Source organism: Streptosporangium sp. NPDC051023 (assembly GCF_040689595.1).
Taxonomy (GTDB): Bacteria; Actinomycetota; Actinomycetes; order Streptosporangiales; family Streptosporangiaceae; genus Streptosporangium.
Window position 1 is genome coordinate 26,132 of the sequence record NZ_JBFBCE010000003.1, and the last position, 14,282, is coordinate 40,413.

The 14,282-nt window shown below is 68.9% G+C and carries 10 protein-coding genes and 1 riboswitch; of the genes, 5 read left to right on the forward strand and 5 right to left on the reverse strand.

The window, feature by feature from the left end; all coding sequences use genetic code 11:
- Positions 1 to 25 precede the first annotated feature (25 nt).
- Positions 26 to 1,456 carry a trehalose-6-phosphate synthase gene (locus AB0395_RS02700; protein WP_366276580.1) on the reverse strand — a complete coding sequence of 477 codons (1,431 nt, stop codon included), beginning with the start codon at positions 1,454 to 1,456 and terminating at the stop codon, positions 26 to 28.
- A gap of 96 nt (positions 1,457 to 1,552) precedes the next feature.
- On the opposite strand from AB0395_RS02700, the gene AB0395_RS02705 reads away from it, so the two are divergent.
- From AB0395_RS02705 to groL, 5 genes are all read left to right on the forward strand, one after another.
- Complete coding sequence (locus tag AB0395_RS02705) at positions 1,553 to 2,113, forward strand: RNA polymerase sigma factor (RefSeq protein WP_366276257.1); 561 nt, start codon at positions 1,553 to 1,555, stop codon at positions 2,111 to 2,113.
- A gap of 135 nt (positions 2,114 to 2,248) precedes the next feature.
- A riboswitch (SAM riboswitch) is annotated at positions 2,249 to 2,389 on the forward strand.
- 14 nt (positions 2,390 to 2,403) lie between these two features.
- Positions 2,404 to 3,693: a threonine synthase gene (thrC, locus tag AB0395_RS02710; protein WP_366276259.1), complete on the forward strand. Its 1,290-nt coding sequence runs from the start codon at positions 2,404 to 2,406 to the stop codon at positions 3,691 to 3,693.
- A gap of 22 nt (positions 3,694 to 3,715) precedes the next feature.
- The gene (locus tag AB0395_RS02715; RefSeq protein ID WP_366276260.1) at positions 3,716 to 3,991 is read left to right on the forward strand and encodes a MoaD/ThiS family protein; all 276 of its coding nucleotides are present in this window, start codon (positions 3,716 to 3,718) and stop codon (positions 3,989 to 3,991) included.
- Positions 3,992 to 4,362: 371 nt separating this feature from the next.
- Complete coding sequence (locus AB0395_RS02720) at positions 4,363 to 4,563, forward strand: cold-shock protein (RefSeq protein WP_113704857.1); 201 nt, start codon at positions 4,363 to 4,365, stop codon at positions 4,561 to 4,563.
- Between the two features lie 323 nt (positions 4,564 to 4,886).
- The gene (gene groL / locus AB0395_RS02725; RefSeq protein WP_366276261.1) at positions 4,887 to 6,512 is read left to right on the forward strand and encodes a chaperonin GroEL; all 1,626 of its coding nucleotides are present in this window, start codon (positions 4,887 to 4,889) and stop codon (positions 6,510 to 6,512) included.
- 295 nt (positions 6,513 to 6,807) lie between these two features.
- Here groL and AB0395_RS02730 read toward each other — a convergent pair whose 3' ends face one another.
- The 4 genes from AB0395_RS02730 to AB0395_RS02745 all read right to left on the reverse strand — a co-directional run bounded on the left by AB0395_RS02730 (position 6,808) and on the right by AB0395_RS02745 (position 14,261).
- Complete coding sequence (locus tag AB0395_RS02730; protein ID WP_366276262.1) at positions 6,808 to 8,850, reverse strand: AAA family ATPase; 2,043 nt, start codon at positions 8,848 to 8,850, stop codon at positions 6,808 to 6,810.
- A 412-nt stretch (positions 8,851 to 9,262) separates the two neighbouring features.
- Positions 9,263 to 10,951: a DNA repair helicase XPB gene (locus tag AB0395_RS02735; protein ID WP_366276582.1), complete on the reverse strand. Its 1,689-nt coding sequence runs from the start codon at positions 10,949 to 10,951 to the stop codon at positions 9,263 to 9,265.
- A 166-nt stretch (positions 10,952 to 11,117) separates the two neighbouring features.
- Positions 11,118 to 11,738: a hypothetical protein gene (locus tag AB0395_RS02740; RefSeq protein WP_366276264.1), complete on the reverse strand. Its 621-nt coding sequence runs from the start codon at positions 11,736 to 11,738 to the stop codon at positions 11,118 to 11,120.
- Between the two features lie 147 nt (positions 11,739 to 11,885).
- Positions 11,886 to 14,261: a helicase-associated domain-containing protein gene (locus tag AB0395_RS02745; RefSeq protein WP_366276266.1), complete on the reverse strand. Its 2,376-nt coding sequence runs from the start codon at positions 14,259 to 14,261 to the stop codon at positions 11,886 to 11,888.
- Between the last annotated feature and the right edge of the window lie 21 nt (positions 14,262 to 14,282).

A 14,282-nucleotide genomic window follows, 5' to 3' on the forward strand; every position in this document is an offset into this window, starting at 1 on the left:
TCAAGCCTTATGGGAGAGCGGCGAGCTACGGGAGAGCGGCGAGCTGTTCGGAGAACCAGCGATGCGGGGGGAGCGCGGTCGCCGCGCAGGCCAGCCTGCCTCCTCTGCTGACGCGCTCGTCCTCCGGCATGACGAGGCCCTCGTGGATGGCCTGCGCCGTCGCCGAGACGTCGTACGGGTTCACCAGCAGCGCGTCATCGCCCAGCTCGGCCGCGGCCCCCGCCTCGCGGGACAGGATCAGCGCGCTGCGCGGCGACAGGACGGGCCCCTCCTTCGCCACCAGGTTCATCCCGTCGCGGATCGGGTTGACCAGCATCACGTCGGCGAGTCGGTAGGCGGCCAGCGACCGGGGATAGTTGTCCTGGACGTTGAGGATCAGCGGGTCCCAGTCCTCGGTGGCGTACTCGTCCTCGATCTCCAGGGCGCAGCGCTGCACCGCCGCGGTGTACTCCCGGTACTCAGGCAGGTCGTGGCGTGAGGGGTAGGCGAAGGCGAGGTGCACGACCCTGCCGTGCCACTCGGGGTGCGTCGCCAGGAACTCCCGGTAGGCGGTCAGGCCCCTGACGATGTTCTTCGACAGCTCGGTCCTGTCGATCCGCACGATCAGCTTGCGGTCGCCGACCAGCTCCCGCAGGGCGGACATGTGGGACTCGACGTCCGGTTCCGACGCGCGCGCCCAGAGCGCCTCCCCGTCGACGCCGAGGCCGTGCACGCCGATCCTGGTGGTCCTGCCCTCGTGAGTCACCGTACGGCCGGCACGGTCGACCTCGGCGCCGAGCACGCTCTCGCAGCAGTCCATGAAGGCGCCGGCCCAGCGGGCGGTCAGGAAGCCCGCGCGGTCGGCGCCCAGGATGCCTTCGAGCAGCTCGGCCGCGACCTCGTCGGGCAGCAGGCTGAAGTATTCGGGCGGGGCCCACGGGGTGTGGGAGAAATGGGCGATCCGCAGGTCGGGTCGCTCGACCCTGAGCATGGCCGGGACCAGGCCCAGGTGGTAGTCCTGCACCATCGCCTTCGCCCCGTGCGAGGCCTCTTCGGCGATCGCCGTCGCGAACGCCTCGTTGTATGCCTGGTAGGACTCCCACTCCCTGCCGAACCTGGCGTCGAACTGCGGCCTGTTCGGGGTGTCGTAGAGGAGGTGGTGGACGAACCACAGGGTGGAGTTGGCGACCGCGTTGTAGGCGCGGTGGAAGGTCGCGGCGGGGATGTCGAGCATCCGCAGCGCCCCGGTTTCGTAGCCCGCCTGGTCGAGACGGCCGCCCGGCGCCAGTCGTACGGCGCTGCGGTCGCCGTCGGAGAGGGCCGCGCAGACCCACAGGACGTCGAGGTCCTTGGCCACCTCCGACAGGCCGGAGACCAGGCCGCCGCCACCCCTGCGCATGGTCAGTGCGCCGTCCTCCGACAGGGTGAAGGAGACGGGGCCGCGGTTCGAGGCCACCAAAATCGCACTCATTTTGATCCCCTCGCCTAGGGACGTGCTTGTCCCGAAGGTTAACCAAACATAACCGGCGACCGTAGGATGTCGAGCGACTATGACCGCTGATGGGGGCTCGTGATGGCGCTGGACGAGACGACCGAGGAACTGGCCCGCGCAGCTGCCGGAGGCGACCACCGGGCGCTGGGCGAGCTGCTGAAGCGGATCGAGCCCGAGGTGCTGCGGCACTGCGGGCGGATCCTTCCCTACCGGCAGGACGCGGAGGAGGCCTCCCAGGACACCCTGCTGGCCGTGGCCCGCAACATCGGTCGCTTCGAGGGGCGGGCACGGTTCAGCACGTGGCTGCACATCGTGACCGCCAACTGCGCGCGTACCACCTACCGCTCGCTGAAGCGGCGTTCCGCCGAGCAGAGCTCGGACGAGCTGCCGCTGCACAACAAACCCGACGTCGCCCGGGTGAGCGTGATCGCCGGCTCCCGGCTTGACCTGCTCGACGCGATGGAGGCGCTCGAGGCGGAGAAGCCCGACCTGGCCCAGGCGCTGGTGCTGCGCGACATCTGCCAGCTCGACTACAACGAGGTCGCCGACCAGCTCGGCATCCCGCTCGGCACCGCGAAGTCGCGCATCCACCAGGCCCGCAAGTACGTCCAGGGAGCGCTCGGCGACGCCTACGGCTTCTGACCTCCGGCACCCGTCTCCCGACGCCCTGTCCGATCTTTGACATGCTTTGTCTCATTTGGCGAGACGGCTGGCCAGGATCGCGGCGGGGCGAGGTAGAGTGCATGAGACCTGCGTGTCAGGTCCACAACTGCATATTGCTCATCCAGAGGGGTGGAGGGACCGGCCCTGCGAAGCCCCGGCAACCCTCCCGGTTCAAGACTCGCGATCTGGCGAGGTCGGCCGGGACAGGTGCCAATTCCGGTCTGTGACCAGGGTGGTCGCAGACGAAGATGAGGGAAAGGCCTCGCTTCATGGCGCTCGCAAACACTGAAACCACCTCCTCGCTCGGCCGCGTCGACGACGTGCGCGATCGGCGTTTCGGCCCCGCCGCCGCGCTGTCCTGTCGTGAGTGCGGTGCCCGCTACGAGCTCGGCCCGAGCTTCGCCTGTATCGAGTGTTTCGGGCCCCTTGAGATCGCCTATGACTTCGGGCGTGTGACCCGAGAGCAGATCGCACAGGGGCCGACCAACATCTGGCGCTACCGTTCCCTGCTGCCGGTTCCCGAGGACGTCGCCACCAAGCCCAACATGGCGCCGGGCTGGACCAAGCTCGTCAAGGCCGACAACCTCGCGCGTGAGCTCGGCCTCCGCTCGCTGCACGTGAAGGACGACTCGGGCAACCCCACGCACTCCTTCAAGGACCGCGTGGTCGCCATCGCCGTCGAGGCGGCGAGGAACTTCGGCTTCCACACCCTCTCCTGCTCCTCGACCGGCAACCTGGCCGGTGCCGTGACCGCGGCCGCAGCGCGGGCCGGGCTCGACGCCTGCGTGTTCATCCCCGCGGACCTGGAGCAGGCCAAGATCGTCATGGCCTCCGTCTACGGTGGCAGGCTCGTCGGCATCGACGGCACCTACGACGACGTCAACCGCTTCTGCTCCGAGCTCATCGGTGACGAGCTGGGCGACAAGTGGGGCTTCGTCAACGTCAACCTGAGGCCGTACTACGCCGAGGGCTCCAAGACCCTGGCCTACGAGATCGCCGAGCAGCTCGGCTGGCGCATCCCCGACCAGATCGTCATCCCGGTCGCGTCCGGCTCCCAGCTCACGAAGATCGACAAGGCGTTCAAGGAGCTGATCGCGCTCGGTCTCGTCGAGGACAGGCCCTACAAGATCTTCGCGGCCCAGGCTGAGGGCTGCTCCCCGGTCTCCGCCGCCTACAAGGCGGGCCACGACGTGATCCGCCCCGTCAAGCCGGACACGATCGCCAAGTCGCTGGCCATCGGCAACCCCGCGGACGGTCCCTACGTGCTCGACATCGCCAGGCGCACCGGCGGTGCGGTCGAGGACGTCACGGACGCCCAGATCGTCGACGCGATCCGCCTGCTGGCCAGGACGGAGGGCATCTTCGCCGAGACCGCGGGCGGTGTCACGGTCGGTGTGCTGCGCAAGCTGGTCGAGTCGGGGAAGATCGACCCCGACGCGGAGACGGTGGTTCTCAACACGGGCGACGGCCTGAAGACCCTCGACGCGGTGGCCGACCAGGCACGCCCCACCGCCGTCATCAGGCCCTCTCTTGACGCATTTCGTGCGGTTGTCGCCTAGAACTCGTGAAAGGTACTGAATTATGAGTGTTTCTGTACGGATTCCGACGATTCTCCGTACGTACACCGACGGCGCGGCCGAGGTGAACGGAGAGGGCGAGACTCTTCGGGACGTGCTCCAGAAGCTCGACGCTGACTTCCCGGGCATCGGCGCCCGTATTCTCGATGAAACGGGCAAGATTCGTCGTTTTGTGAACGTGTACGTGGGTGATGAGGACGTCCGTTTCGCTGACAACCTGGACACGGCGACTCCGCCCGGAGTTCAGATCTCCATCATCCCGGCGGTCGCCGGAGGCTGAGCCTCGGCGAAGACCCTGAGAGGGCCCCAGGTGGGCCCGGGCGCCCGTTGTCATGAAACGGCGCCCTTCGACCGTGTTCACGACACCCGCACCGGCCTGGCCGCGTGCGGGTGTCGTGTTTTGTGATGCAAGCTCATATTTTTGAGGTCAAGACATAATGTAATATTTAACTAACTAATCGTGATAGCAAAACTATGTCAGGGCGCTGAATGCGTCCGTAAAGCGGTAGTTTGCTGGTTGACTCTGTTGCCCTACGGGCTCCCACAGGTATGGTCGAGGGCGATCGACGTAGGCGATGTCTCCGCCTCGGAGATTGAGGACATCGCGAAGGAATGGGCGGTGTCCCTCAAGCCCAGTAAGAGGAGTCGGAAGTGGCGCAAGGCACCGTCAAATGGTTCAACGCGGACAAGGGCTACGGCTTCATCGCGGTAGACGGTGGTAAGGATGTTTTCGTCCATTACTCCGCGATCATGATGGATGGGTATCGTGCGCTCGAACAGGGCCAGCGGGTCGAGTTCGAGATCACGCAGGGACAGAAGGGACCTCAGGCGGAATCCGTCCGGACAGTCTGACTCGCCTCCGTCAGAGCTCGCCGGGAACCGTCGGCGGATCCCGCGACAGCGCAGTTCGTGCGGATCGCCTCCGGAACGTTGGCCCGGCTCGTCGTTTCCATCGGCGGGCCGGGCCTTCGCCTAAGCTGAGACCAGGTCAACCGGACCTTGGCTTGCACTCGCCAGGGGAGAGTGCTAAACAGTTGGTTAGCACTCCTCATTGGTGAGTGCCAACCCTGGATCGAGACGATGGGGCCCGCCGAACGGAGTCGCGGGCCCGTATGCCGTCGCGGGCGTCGGCTCGATCTGGTGCAAGCCACCCTGTGTTTGGGAGGTCTAGCCGTATGGCAGCCAAGATGATCGCGTTTGACGAGGACGCCCGGCGCGGTCTCGAGCGTGGTATGAACCAGCTCGCGGACGCCGTCAAGGTGACCCTCGGCCCGAAGGGCCGTAACGTCGTTCTGGAGAAGAAGTGGGGCGCCCCCACGATCACCAACGACGGTGTCTCCATCGCCAAGGAGATCGAGCTCGAGGACCCGTGGGAGAAGATCGGGGCCGAGCTCGTCAAGGAAGTCGCCAAGAAGACCGACGACGTCGCGGGTGACGGCACCACCACGGCCACCGTGCTGGCCCAGGCGCTGGTCCGCGAGGGCCTGCGCAACGTCGCCGCGGGCGCCAACCCGATGTCCCTGAAGAAGGGCATCGAGGCCGCCGTCGAGCGCGTCTCCGAGGAGCTGTCCAAGCTGGCCAAGGACGTGGAGACGAAGGCGCAGATCGCCTCCACCGCCTCCATCTCCGCGGGCGACCCGCAGATCGGCGAGATGATCGCCGAGGCGATGGACAAGGTCGGCAAGGAAGGCGTCATCACCGTCGAGGAGAGCAACACCTTCGGCCTCGAGCTCGAGCTCACCGAGGGCATGCGCTTCGACAAGGGTTACATCTCGCCCTACTTCGTGACCGACCCGGAGCGTATGGAGGCCGTCCTCGACGACCCGTACATCCTCGTCGTCAACTCCAAGATCTCCGCGAACAAGGACCTGCTCCCGGTTCTCGACAAGGTCGTGCAGGCCGGCAAGCCGCTGCTGCTCATCGCCGAGGACATCGAGGGCGAGGCCCTGGCCACCCTGGTCGTCAACAAGATCCGTGGCCTGTTCCGCTCGGTCGCGGTCAAGGCGCCGGGCTTCGGTGACCGCCGCAAGGCCATGCTGGGCGACATCGGCATCCTGACCGGTGCCCAGGTCATCAGCGAGGACCTTGGCCTGAAGCTGGAGTCCACCTCGCTGGACCAGCTCGGCCGGGCTCGTCAGGTCATCGTGACCAAGGACGAGACCACCATCGTGGACGGCGCCGGTGACGCCGAGCAGATCGCGGGACGGGTCAACCAGATCCGCGCCGAGATCGAGAACACCGACTCCGACTACGACCGCGAGAAGCTCCAGGAGCGCCTCGCCAAGCTGGCCGGCGGCGTGGCCGTCATCAAGGCGGGCGCGGCCACCGAGGTCGAGCTCAAGGAGCGCAAGCACCGCATCGAGGACGCCGTCCGCAACGCCAAGGCGGCCGTCGAGGAGGGCATCGTCCCCGGCGGTGGTGTCGCGCTGCTGCAGGCCGGCGCCAAGGCCTTCGACAAGCTCGAGCTGGCGGGCGACGAGGCCACCGGTGCCGCGATCGTGAAGAAGGCCCTTGAGGAGCCGCTGAAGCAGATCGCGGTCAACGCCGGTCTCGAGGGTGGCGTCGTGGTGGAGAAGGTGCGCAACCTCACCCCGGGTGAGGGCCTGAACGCCGCCACCGGCGAGTACGTCAACCTGTTCGAGTCGGGCATCATCGACCCGGCCAAGGTGACGCGCTCCGCGCTGCAGAACGCCGCCTCCATCGCGGCGCTCTTCCTCACCACCGAGGCTGTTATCGCCGAGAAGCCCGAGAAGGCCGGAGCCGCTCCTGCCGTTCCCGGCGGCGGCGACATGGACTTCTGAGTCCAGGCGCTTTCCCAAAGAGGCGGTCCCGAGGTGCCGGGGCTGCCTCTTTGGTTTTCTCGGGCACCGGATTCTTTCCTGCCGATGCTCCAGAGCCTGATGTTCCGAAAGGGGATTGACCTTCCGGAGCCAATTGTCGTTCGTTTCACGGCGGTTCCGAGCACTGATGAGATCAGGGCGGCTCGTTTTCCCGAGAAGTCTCACCTTTGCCGGGAAGACGCCAGAGGCTTCACCCATCTGGACCATTCAGGCTGTGGAGCATAACCGGCGGCGTTCCAGGCGAGAGGGGCGGAACCTAACGCAGCTGGGCGGGAAGGTCGCCGGTGTGCAGGACGGTCAGGGAGGTGACCGCCCTCGTCAGAACCACGTAGAGGCGGGCCAGACCGCGGGGCTCCGCGTTCACGATGTCGGCGGGCTCGACCACGATGACGTGGTCGTACTCCAGGCCCTTCGCCAGGGTCGCGGGGACGACCAGAAGGCGGTGCTCCTCGGCCGAGTCCTGGCTCAGCACCCGGTGATCCAGGGACGCCAGGGCAGTGGAGACCTCGGTGACCGAGGCGTCGGGGACGATCACGCCGATCGAGCCCTCGCGGGCCAGTGCCTCCCGCACCGCCTCCGTCAGGGACGCGGCCGGGTCGGGGGCGGGCCGTACGGAGAGGGAACCGATGCCCGGCCGCAGCGACCGGGGCGGAGCCAGGTCGGGGGCGACGGAGGGCAGCAGCCTGGCGGCGTAGTCGAGGACCTCCCGGGGAACGCGGAAGCCGAGGGTGAGCTCGGTGACCGCCCCGTCCTCGAAGCCCAGGTGCGCGAGCACCTCCTTCCACGAGCGGGCGGACCAGGGGGTCGTCCCCTGCGCGAGGTCGCCGAGGACGGTGGCCGATCCCGTACGGCAGCGCCGCCCCAGAGCGCGCAGCTGCATGGCCGACAGGTCCTGGGCCTCGTCGACCACCAGATGCCCGAGCGGGGCGGTCCGTTCGATCATGTCGCCGAGCTCGTCCATCAGCGCGCCGTCGGCGGCCGACCACTTCGCGGACCGGAAGGACTTGGCGGGTTTGACCCACAGCAGCAGAGCCTGCTCCTCGGCGGTCAGGTCCTCCTTGGCGGCGGTGGCGAGGAAGGCGGGGTCGCTGAGCAGCCTGTGGAGCACCTGCTGCGGGGTCAGCTTGGGCCACACCGCGTCCACCACCTGCTTGACCGGCTTCGATCTGGCGACGGCGTCCTGCACCCGGTCGTCGGGAGACTCGCCGCGTTGCTCCATCCGGACGAGCACCATGTGGGCCAGCCGCTGGGCGAGGGCCGCGCGCCCCGGGCCGTAGCGGGTGGTGCCGCGCAGCGAGGCGACGATCTCGCGAACCTCGTGGTCGGCCACCCGGTACCGGTTGATCCCCTTGGTGAACAGCACGCCTTCGACGGGCTTGACGATGTGCATCCACAGCGCGCGCTTGAGCACCGGCACGATCCTCGCGTCGCCCTTGATCGCGCTGACCGCGGGGTTCTCGGGCGTCGAGTGGTCGCCCAGGATGCCCGCGACGGTGGTCTGGTCGACCTTGACCTCGCCGAGCGCGGGGAGCACCGAGGAGATGTACGACAGGAAGGCCCGGTTGGGGCCGACGATCATCACGCCGGACCTGGCGAGCCTCTCCCGGTGGGTGAAGAGCAGGTAGGCGGCCCTGTGCAGGCCGACGGCGGTCTTTCCGGTGCCGGGCGCCCCCTGGACGCACACGGTCCTGCTCAGCTCGGAGCGGACGATCTCGTCCTGGTCCGGCTGGATGGTCGCGACGATGTCGCGCATCGGCCCGGAGCGGGGCCGTTCGATCTCCTCGGTGAGAATCCTGCTCTGCCCGAGGGCGCCGCCCTGATCGAGCGGCTCGTCCTCGTAGGCGGTCAGGTCGCCGCCGTGATAGCCGAACCTGCGGCGGCGGGCGAGGTCCATCGGTTCCGACGGGCTCGCCTGGTAGAACGCCCGCGAGACCGGCGCCCGCCAGTCGATCACCAGCGGGCGGCTGCGGTCGTCGTGGACGTGCCTGCGCCCGACGTAGACGGTTCCCGGGAGATCGTCCTCGACCGCGCGGTCAAGGCGGCCGAAGAACAGGGGAGTACCCGAGTGGTCGGCCAGCGCCGCGACCCGCTGGTCCAGCAACGCCTGCAGGATCTGCTGGGAGACCCAGTCTCCCGCGGCGTCAGAGGACAGGGACTGGGCGTGCTCGCGCATCGCGCGCAGCGCGGCTCTCGAGGTGGCCAGATGCGCGCGCTCCGCGGCGAGGATTTCGGCGGGATCTTCGGGGGGATTGTCGGAGGAATGGCTGATTCGGTCAGGAGATAGTCGGGATCCGGACACGCGGAAGCGCCTCCCATTCGATAAACGGAGGTGGTGGTCATCAGGCAGCGAATCGATCAGCTTACCGGCGGTCTTCGGGTGGCTCAAAAGAATTAACCGCGCCTCCGAGCCGGGCCCGAGGCCGGGTTTTGGAGGCGAGGCCCGGGCCGGTGGCACAGGCCGTTCGGTGACCTGCCTCTCACGGGTGGGAGAACGCCGGCCGATGGTAACCGACCTCTTAGTGAGTGCCCTAACACCGTCCGTGTTTGTGCGCCAAAATCCCTAAAAAGGCGGGCAAATCCGGTGACTCGCGTAGATCATGGGGGTATGTCGCCAGTGGCCATCGAGGCCTAGCGAGGGGGTGGTTGCTTTGACGAAAGCCTGTGGAATTTCCTGGACCTGACACACGCGACGACGTGTTCGCCGCGTGACACTAATCGTCGGCGAGCACGTCGTCAGCGTCGATGATCTGGTAGGCGTACCCCTGCTCGGCCAGGAAGCGCTGCCGGTGCGCGGCGAACTCCTGGTCGACCGTGTCCCGGCTGACCACCGAGTAGAACCGCGCCCCGCCGCCGTCCGACTTGGGACGAAGCACACGGCCGAGGCGCTGGGCCTCCTCCTGCCGTGACCCGAAGGTGCCCGAGACCTGGATGGCGACCGCGGCCTCCGGCAGGTCGATGGAGAAGTTCGCCACCTTGGAGACGACCAGCACCTGGATCTCCTTGTCACGGAACGCCTGGAACAACCGCTCCCGCTCCTTGACCTTGGTCTCCCCCTTGATCACCGGTGCGTCCAGGTGCTCGCCGAGCTCGTCGAGCTGGTCGATGTACTGCCCGATGACCAGCACCTGCTCGTCCAGATGGCGCCTGACGAGCGCCTCCGTCACCCGCGTCTTCGACGGAGTGGTCGCGCAGAACCGGTAGCGCTCCTCCGATTCGGCCATCGCGTACGCGAGCCGTTCCTCGTCGGTCAGGGTCACCCGCACCTCGACACAGTCCGCCGGGGCGATCCAGCCCTGGTTCTCCATCTCCTTCCACGGCGCGTCGTAGCGCTTCGGCCCGATCAGGGAGAACACGTCGCCCTCCCTGCCGTCCTCGCGCACGAGCGTCGCGGTCAGCCCGACCCGCCGCCTGGCCTGCAGGTCCGCGGTCATCCGGAAGATCGGCGCGGGCAGCAGGTGGACCTCGTCGTAGACGACCAGGCCCCAGTCGCGGGCGTCGAACAGCTCCAGGTGCCGGTAGACCCCCTGCTTGCGGGTCGTCATCACCTGGTAGGTGGCGATGGTGACGGGCCGGATCTCCTTCTTGGTCCCGGTGTACTCGCCGATCTCGTCCTCGGTCAGCGAGGTCCGCTTGATCAGCTCCTGCTTCCACTGGTGCGCCGAGACGGTGTTGGTCACCAGGATCAGCGTCGTCGCCTTCGCGTGGGCCATCGCCGCCGCGCCCACGATCGTCTTGCCCGCGCCGCAGGGGAGCACGACGACGCCGGAGCCGCCGTGCCAGAACGCCTCCGCGGCCTCCCGCTGGTAGGTGCGCAGCTGCCAGCCGTCCTCGTTCAGCGTGATCGGGTGGTGCTCGCCGTCGACGTATCCCGCGAGGTCCTCCGCGGGCCAGCCCAGCTTGAGCAGGTGCTGCTTGATGTTGCCACGCTCGCTCGGGTGCACCGCGACGGCGTCGGTCTCAAGGCGCTCGCCGAGCAGCGGCTGGATCTTCTTCGAGCGCAGCACCTCCTCCAGGACCGCCCTGTCGGTGCTGGTCAGGACGAGCCCGTGGACGGGGTGCTTGTCCAGCTTGAGCCTGCCGTACCTCGCCATGGTCTCGGCCACGTCGACCAGCAGGGCGTGCGGCACCGGGTAGCGGCTGTAGCCGATCAGCGCGTCGACCACCTGCTCGGCGTCGTGCCCGGCCGCCCGCGCGTTCCACAGGGCGAGCGGGGTCACCCGGTAGGTGTGCACGTGCTCGGGAGCGCGCTCGAGCTCGGCGAACGGCGCGATCGCCTTGCGGCACTCGTCGGCCTTCTCGTGGTCGACCTCGAGCAGCAGGGTCTTGTCCGATTGGACGATCAGCGGTCCGTCAGTCAAAGACTTCTCCCTCGTGTACGGCTGGCGAGCCCATGGTCGCATCCCCGGGGGGAACTCGCCCATCGGCTCCCCGCTCCGTATGTCCAACGGAGAGGAGCCCTCGGACAGTCCCGGGCCGCCGGTGCGATTCAGAGGCTCGTGTGGTCCGGAGATGCCCGATGTGGTGCGGAAATCCTTGTGCCGCGGGGAGCCCGTGTGGTCCCGGGGCTCAGTCGAAGGCGCCGTTCACCCCCGCGACGATGATGGCGCCGACCCCCAGGACGACCAGGGCGATGTTGATGCCGATGCTGATCCAGGTCCACTTGAGCAGGTTCCTGGCCCCCTGGGGGTCCCTGTCGACCTTGCCGAGCGCGATGCCGGACAGGACGGCCCCGGTGATGCCGCCAAGGCTGACATAGCAGGTCAGGCCGAGGAAGATGCTGATGACCAGCGCGACGATCGCGTGGGTCCTGACGCCGTCGGTGTTCTGCTGGGGCCCGGGGCCGTAGTCGTAGCGCGGCGGATACTGTCCGTACGGGGACTCGCCGTACCCCTGTGAGCCGTGGCCGGGCTGACCGTATCCCTGCTCGTGACCCTGCCCGTATCCCGGGTCACCGTAGCCGAGCTGGCCGTACCCCGGATCGCCGTACGAGGGCTGGGTGTAGCCCGGCTGGTCGTACCCGGGCAGGGTGTGGCCCGGCTGGTAGTACCCGGGCTGACCGTAGCCCTGCCCGTGATCCGGCCGGCCGTGGTTCTGCCCGTACGCGGGGGTCTGGCCCGGGCCGGTGCTGTACGGGCTCTTCCAGTCATCCGGATTTGTGCTGGGACCTTCGGGCTGACCGCTGCTCACTGGGGATCGTCTCGCTTCTGTCGAACGCCGAACATCAACAAATATCACGATATGAGGATCAGGGCGGATGTCGTGGCTCAACCAGGCTAAACCGGGTTCGAGCGCTCCTTCGGGCGGTCCTGTGGCGCGCGGTCACGCGCGGGGCGGTCAGTTGATGTCGGCGATTCCGGTGATGCGGTGCAGGGCGAAGCGGTGCACCGCCGCGCGGGTCTCGTCGTATGCGGTGAGGTAGCCGCCCTCCATCCGCGCGGGCTCAAGGATCCGGCTGGTCGCGTTGCCTTGGGAGTCGAGGTAGCCGATCCAGACCTGGGAACCCTGCCGGATGGCCTCGCGCAGCGCGTTGATCGTGGCGGTCGCGGGGGAGCGGGGAACCTGGCCCTCCGGGGCGTCCACGGGCGCCCTGCGCGCCAGATGGGCCGCGTCGCCTGCCCGCACCGCGCGTACGGCTGCCGCGACCACGTCGGCCTCCGGGCCGTTGAACGCGACGGACGGGCGCGGCGACGGCTGGCCGTCAGTCCTGCGGACGTCGAGCCGCGTGATGATCACGTCACCGTCCAGGGACTCGGCCGCGGGGGCGTAGCCCATCGCGCGCAACGAGTCGACCAGCGTTGACCTCGAGGTCTTCGAGGCGATCACGGTGGGGGCGAGCCTGCGCAGCCGCAGCGGGAGGGCACGCCTGTCCGCCGTCACCTCGTCGAGCAGGGAGGGGTCGTCGCACCGGATGTAGGCGCTGGCCGTACCGACACGCATGCGGCCGTGGCGGCGGGCCACGTCCGTGACGAGGTAGCTGAGCGGCTGCGGGACGGGCGTCGTCGAGTGCCGCTCCAGCATCGACAGCATCTCGTCCGCGCCCTGCCCCGCGTCGAGCGCCCGCCGGATCGACTGCTCACAGAACCGGTAGACCGTCGCGCCGCCGGTCGACTCCACGTCGGCGGCCATGGCCAGCCAGCGCCTCAGGTCGCCGGTGAGGGGCCCGGGGGCGACGGCGGTCAGGTCGGCCTGCAGGAGCACGTGGTCGAGCGGCTCGGGCAGCAGCGGGGCCAGCGACAGGGCCGCGGCGCTCGCACGGCCGCCGCAGCAGGGCAGCAGGGCACGGCCGTGGTCCGCGATCGCGCCGAACCCGGTCATCCCGATCTGCTCGGCCTCACGCAGCGTGAACTCGACGAGTTGGTCGCGCTGGCCGCCACGGCGGCGCGGCTGCTCCCAGGCCAGGCGCTCGCGCACCGAGTCGAGGGACGGGGCGACGCCGGGCCCTGCGGCGGAGAGCATGCCCAGGGTGGTCGCGCGGACCTCGGCGGCGGCCGAGCGCCGCAGGTCGGGGTGGAGGGCGTTGAGCAGCCTGTCGCGCTCGTCACGCTCGCCGATCACCCCGGGGACCCGGTCCATGGACAGCCAGCCCGCGGCCAGCACGGCCCAGCGGTCCTCGGTGCTCTTCACCCGCCAGCCGTCGTAGGCCGGGGTCGGCAGCCAGTCGCCGTCGACCGAGCCGCTCGCGGCGATGAGCCCGACGGCGTAGGCCACCTCGATGATCAGCCCGGTCACCCATTCGGGCAGGTCGAGCAGGCCCGCGGTCCGCTTCAGGTCGCGTACGGCCAGGCCGCCGCTGCGCAGCACGCCGGGCGGGTCGACGCTCCAGCGCTCGCACAGTTCCTCGATCGCGCGGACGAAGGCGAACGCCTGCCCCGCCGCGGTGCGGTTGGCCATCGCCTGGTCGCGCTTGGCGCCGTCGAGCGGCGGCGGGACGGGCGAGAGATCCTGGTGGATCCGGCCGTCACGCAGGAACAGGCCGACCTCGCGGGGGAGCACGACAGTCTCCTCGCCGGTCGCGCCGAGCAGCGCGCGGGAGAGCAACTGCTCGATCGGCGACTGGGCGGTCGCGGTCCGCACCTCCCTGCGGGCGTTCGGCACCCGGCCGCTGGCCGGTCCCCAGGCCAGCTCGTTGAGCGCGGACCTGGCCTGCGGCGAGACGCCCTGGATGAGGCGCTCGACGACCTCCTGGCCGCCGAGCAACTCGGCGAGGACCTCCTTGGTGTCACCGGTCTCGCCGCCGATGTCCTGGATGAGCTCGGCCAGCCGCTCCGCGGGATGGTGCCTGAACACCTCGACCACGGGCGGCCCGAGCCCCGCGGGCGTCTCCAGGATCTCCCGCACCCCCGGAGCGGGGGCAAGGGCGCTCTGCGGCCCGTAGACCAGGGCGAGGGTCCGCAGCCGCTCGACGGTCTCCTTGAGTGCGCTCCGCAGCACCGAGGCGGGCACCCTCTCGGGCAGGGCACGGGCCATCTGGGTGCGCAGCGAGCGGTAGTCGACCGGGGACGGCAGCACCACCAGCGTCTCGACGACCGAGAGTGTGAACCGGTCGAGCCGGTCGAGCACACGTCCGACCGCCGACGGGCTGCTCGCCCGCCCCGCCAGCCCCTCCACGTGCGCCGGGACCGGGGTGATGAGCTCGGGTCGCACGGTGACCAGGGCCCGTAACTGGTCATCGCTCCGGTTGCGCAGCCACTCGGTGAACTCCGTGCTCATTCCGTCAATGGTAAGAGGCCT

Excerpts from the sequence above, each read along its gene's own strand:
- groL (WP_366276261.1), top strand. The coding sequence starts at position 4,887 with ATGGCAGCCAAGATGATCGCGTTTGACGAGGACGCCCGGCGCGGTCTC.
- AB0395_RS02745 (WP_366276266.1), bottom strand. The coding sequence starts at position 14,261 with ATGAGCACGGAGTTCACCGAGTGGCTGCGCAACCGGAGCGATGACCAG.
- AB0395_RS02715 (WP_366276260.1), top strand. The coding sequence starts at position 3,716 with ATGAGTGTTTCTGTACGGATTCCGACGATTCTCCGTACGTACACCGAC.
- AB0395_RS02705 (WP_366276257.1), top strand. The coding sequence starts at position 1,553 with ATGGCGCTGGACGAGACGACCGAGGAACTGGCCCGCGCAGCTGCCGGA.
- thrC (WP_366276259.1), top strand. The coding sequence starts at position 2,404 with ATGGCGCTCGCAAACACTGAAACCACCTCCTCGCTCGGCCGCGTCGAC.
- AB0395_RS02735 (WP_366276582.1), bottom strand. The coding sequence starts at position 10,951 with ATGCGACCATGGGCTCGCCAGCCGTACACGAGGGAGAAGTCTTTGACT.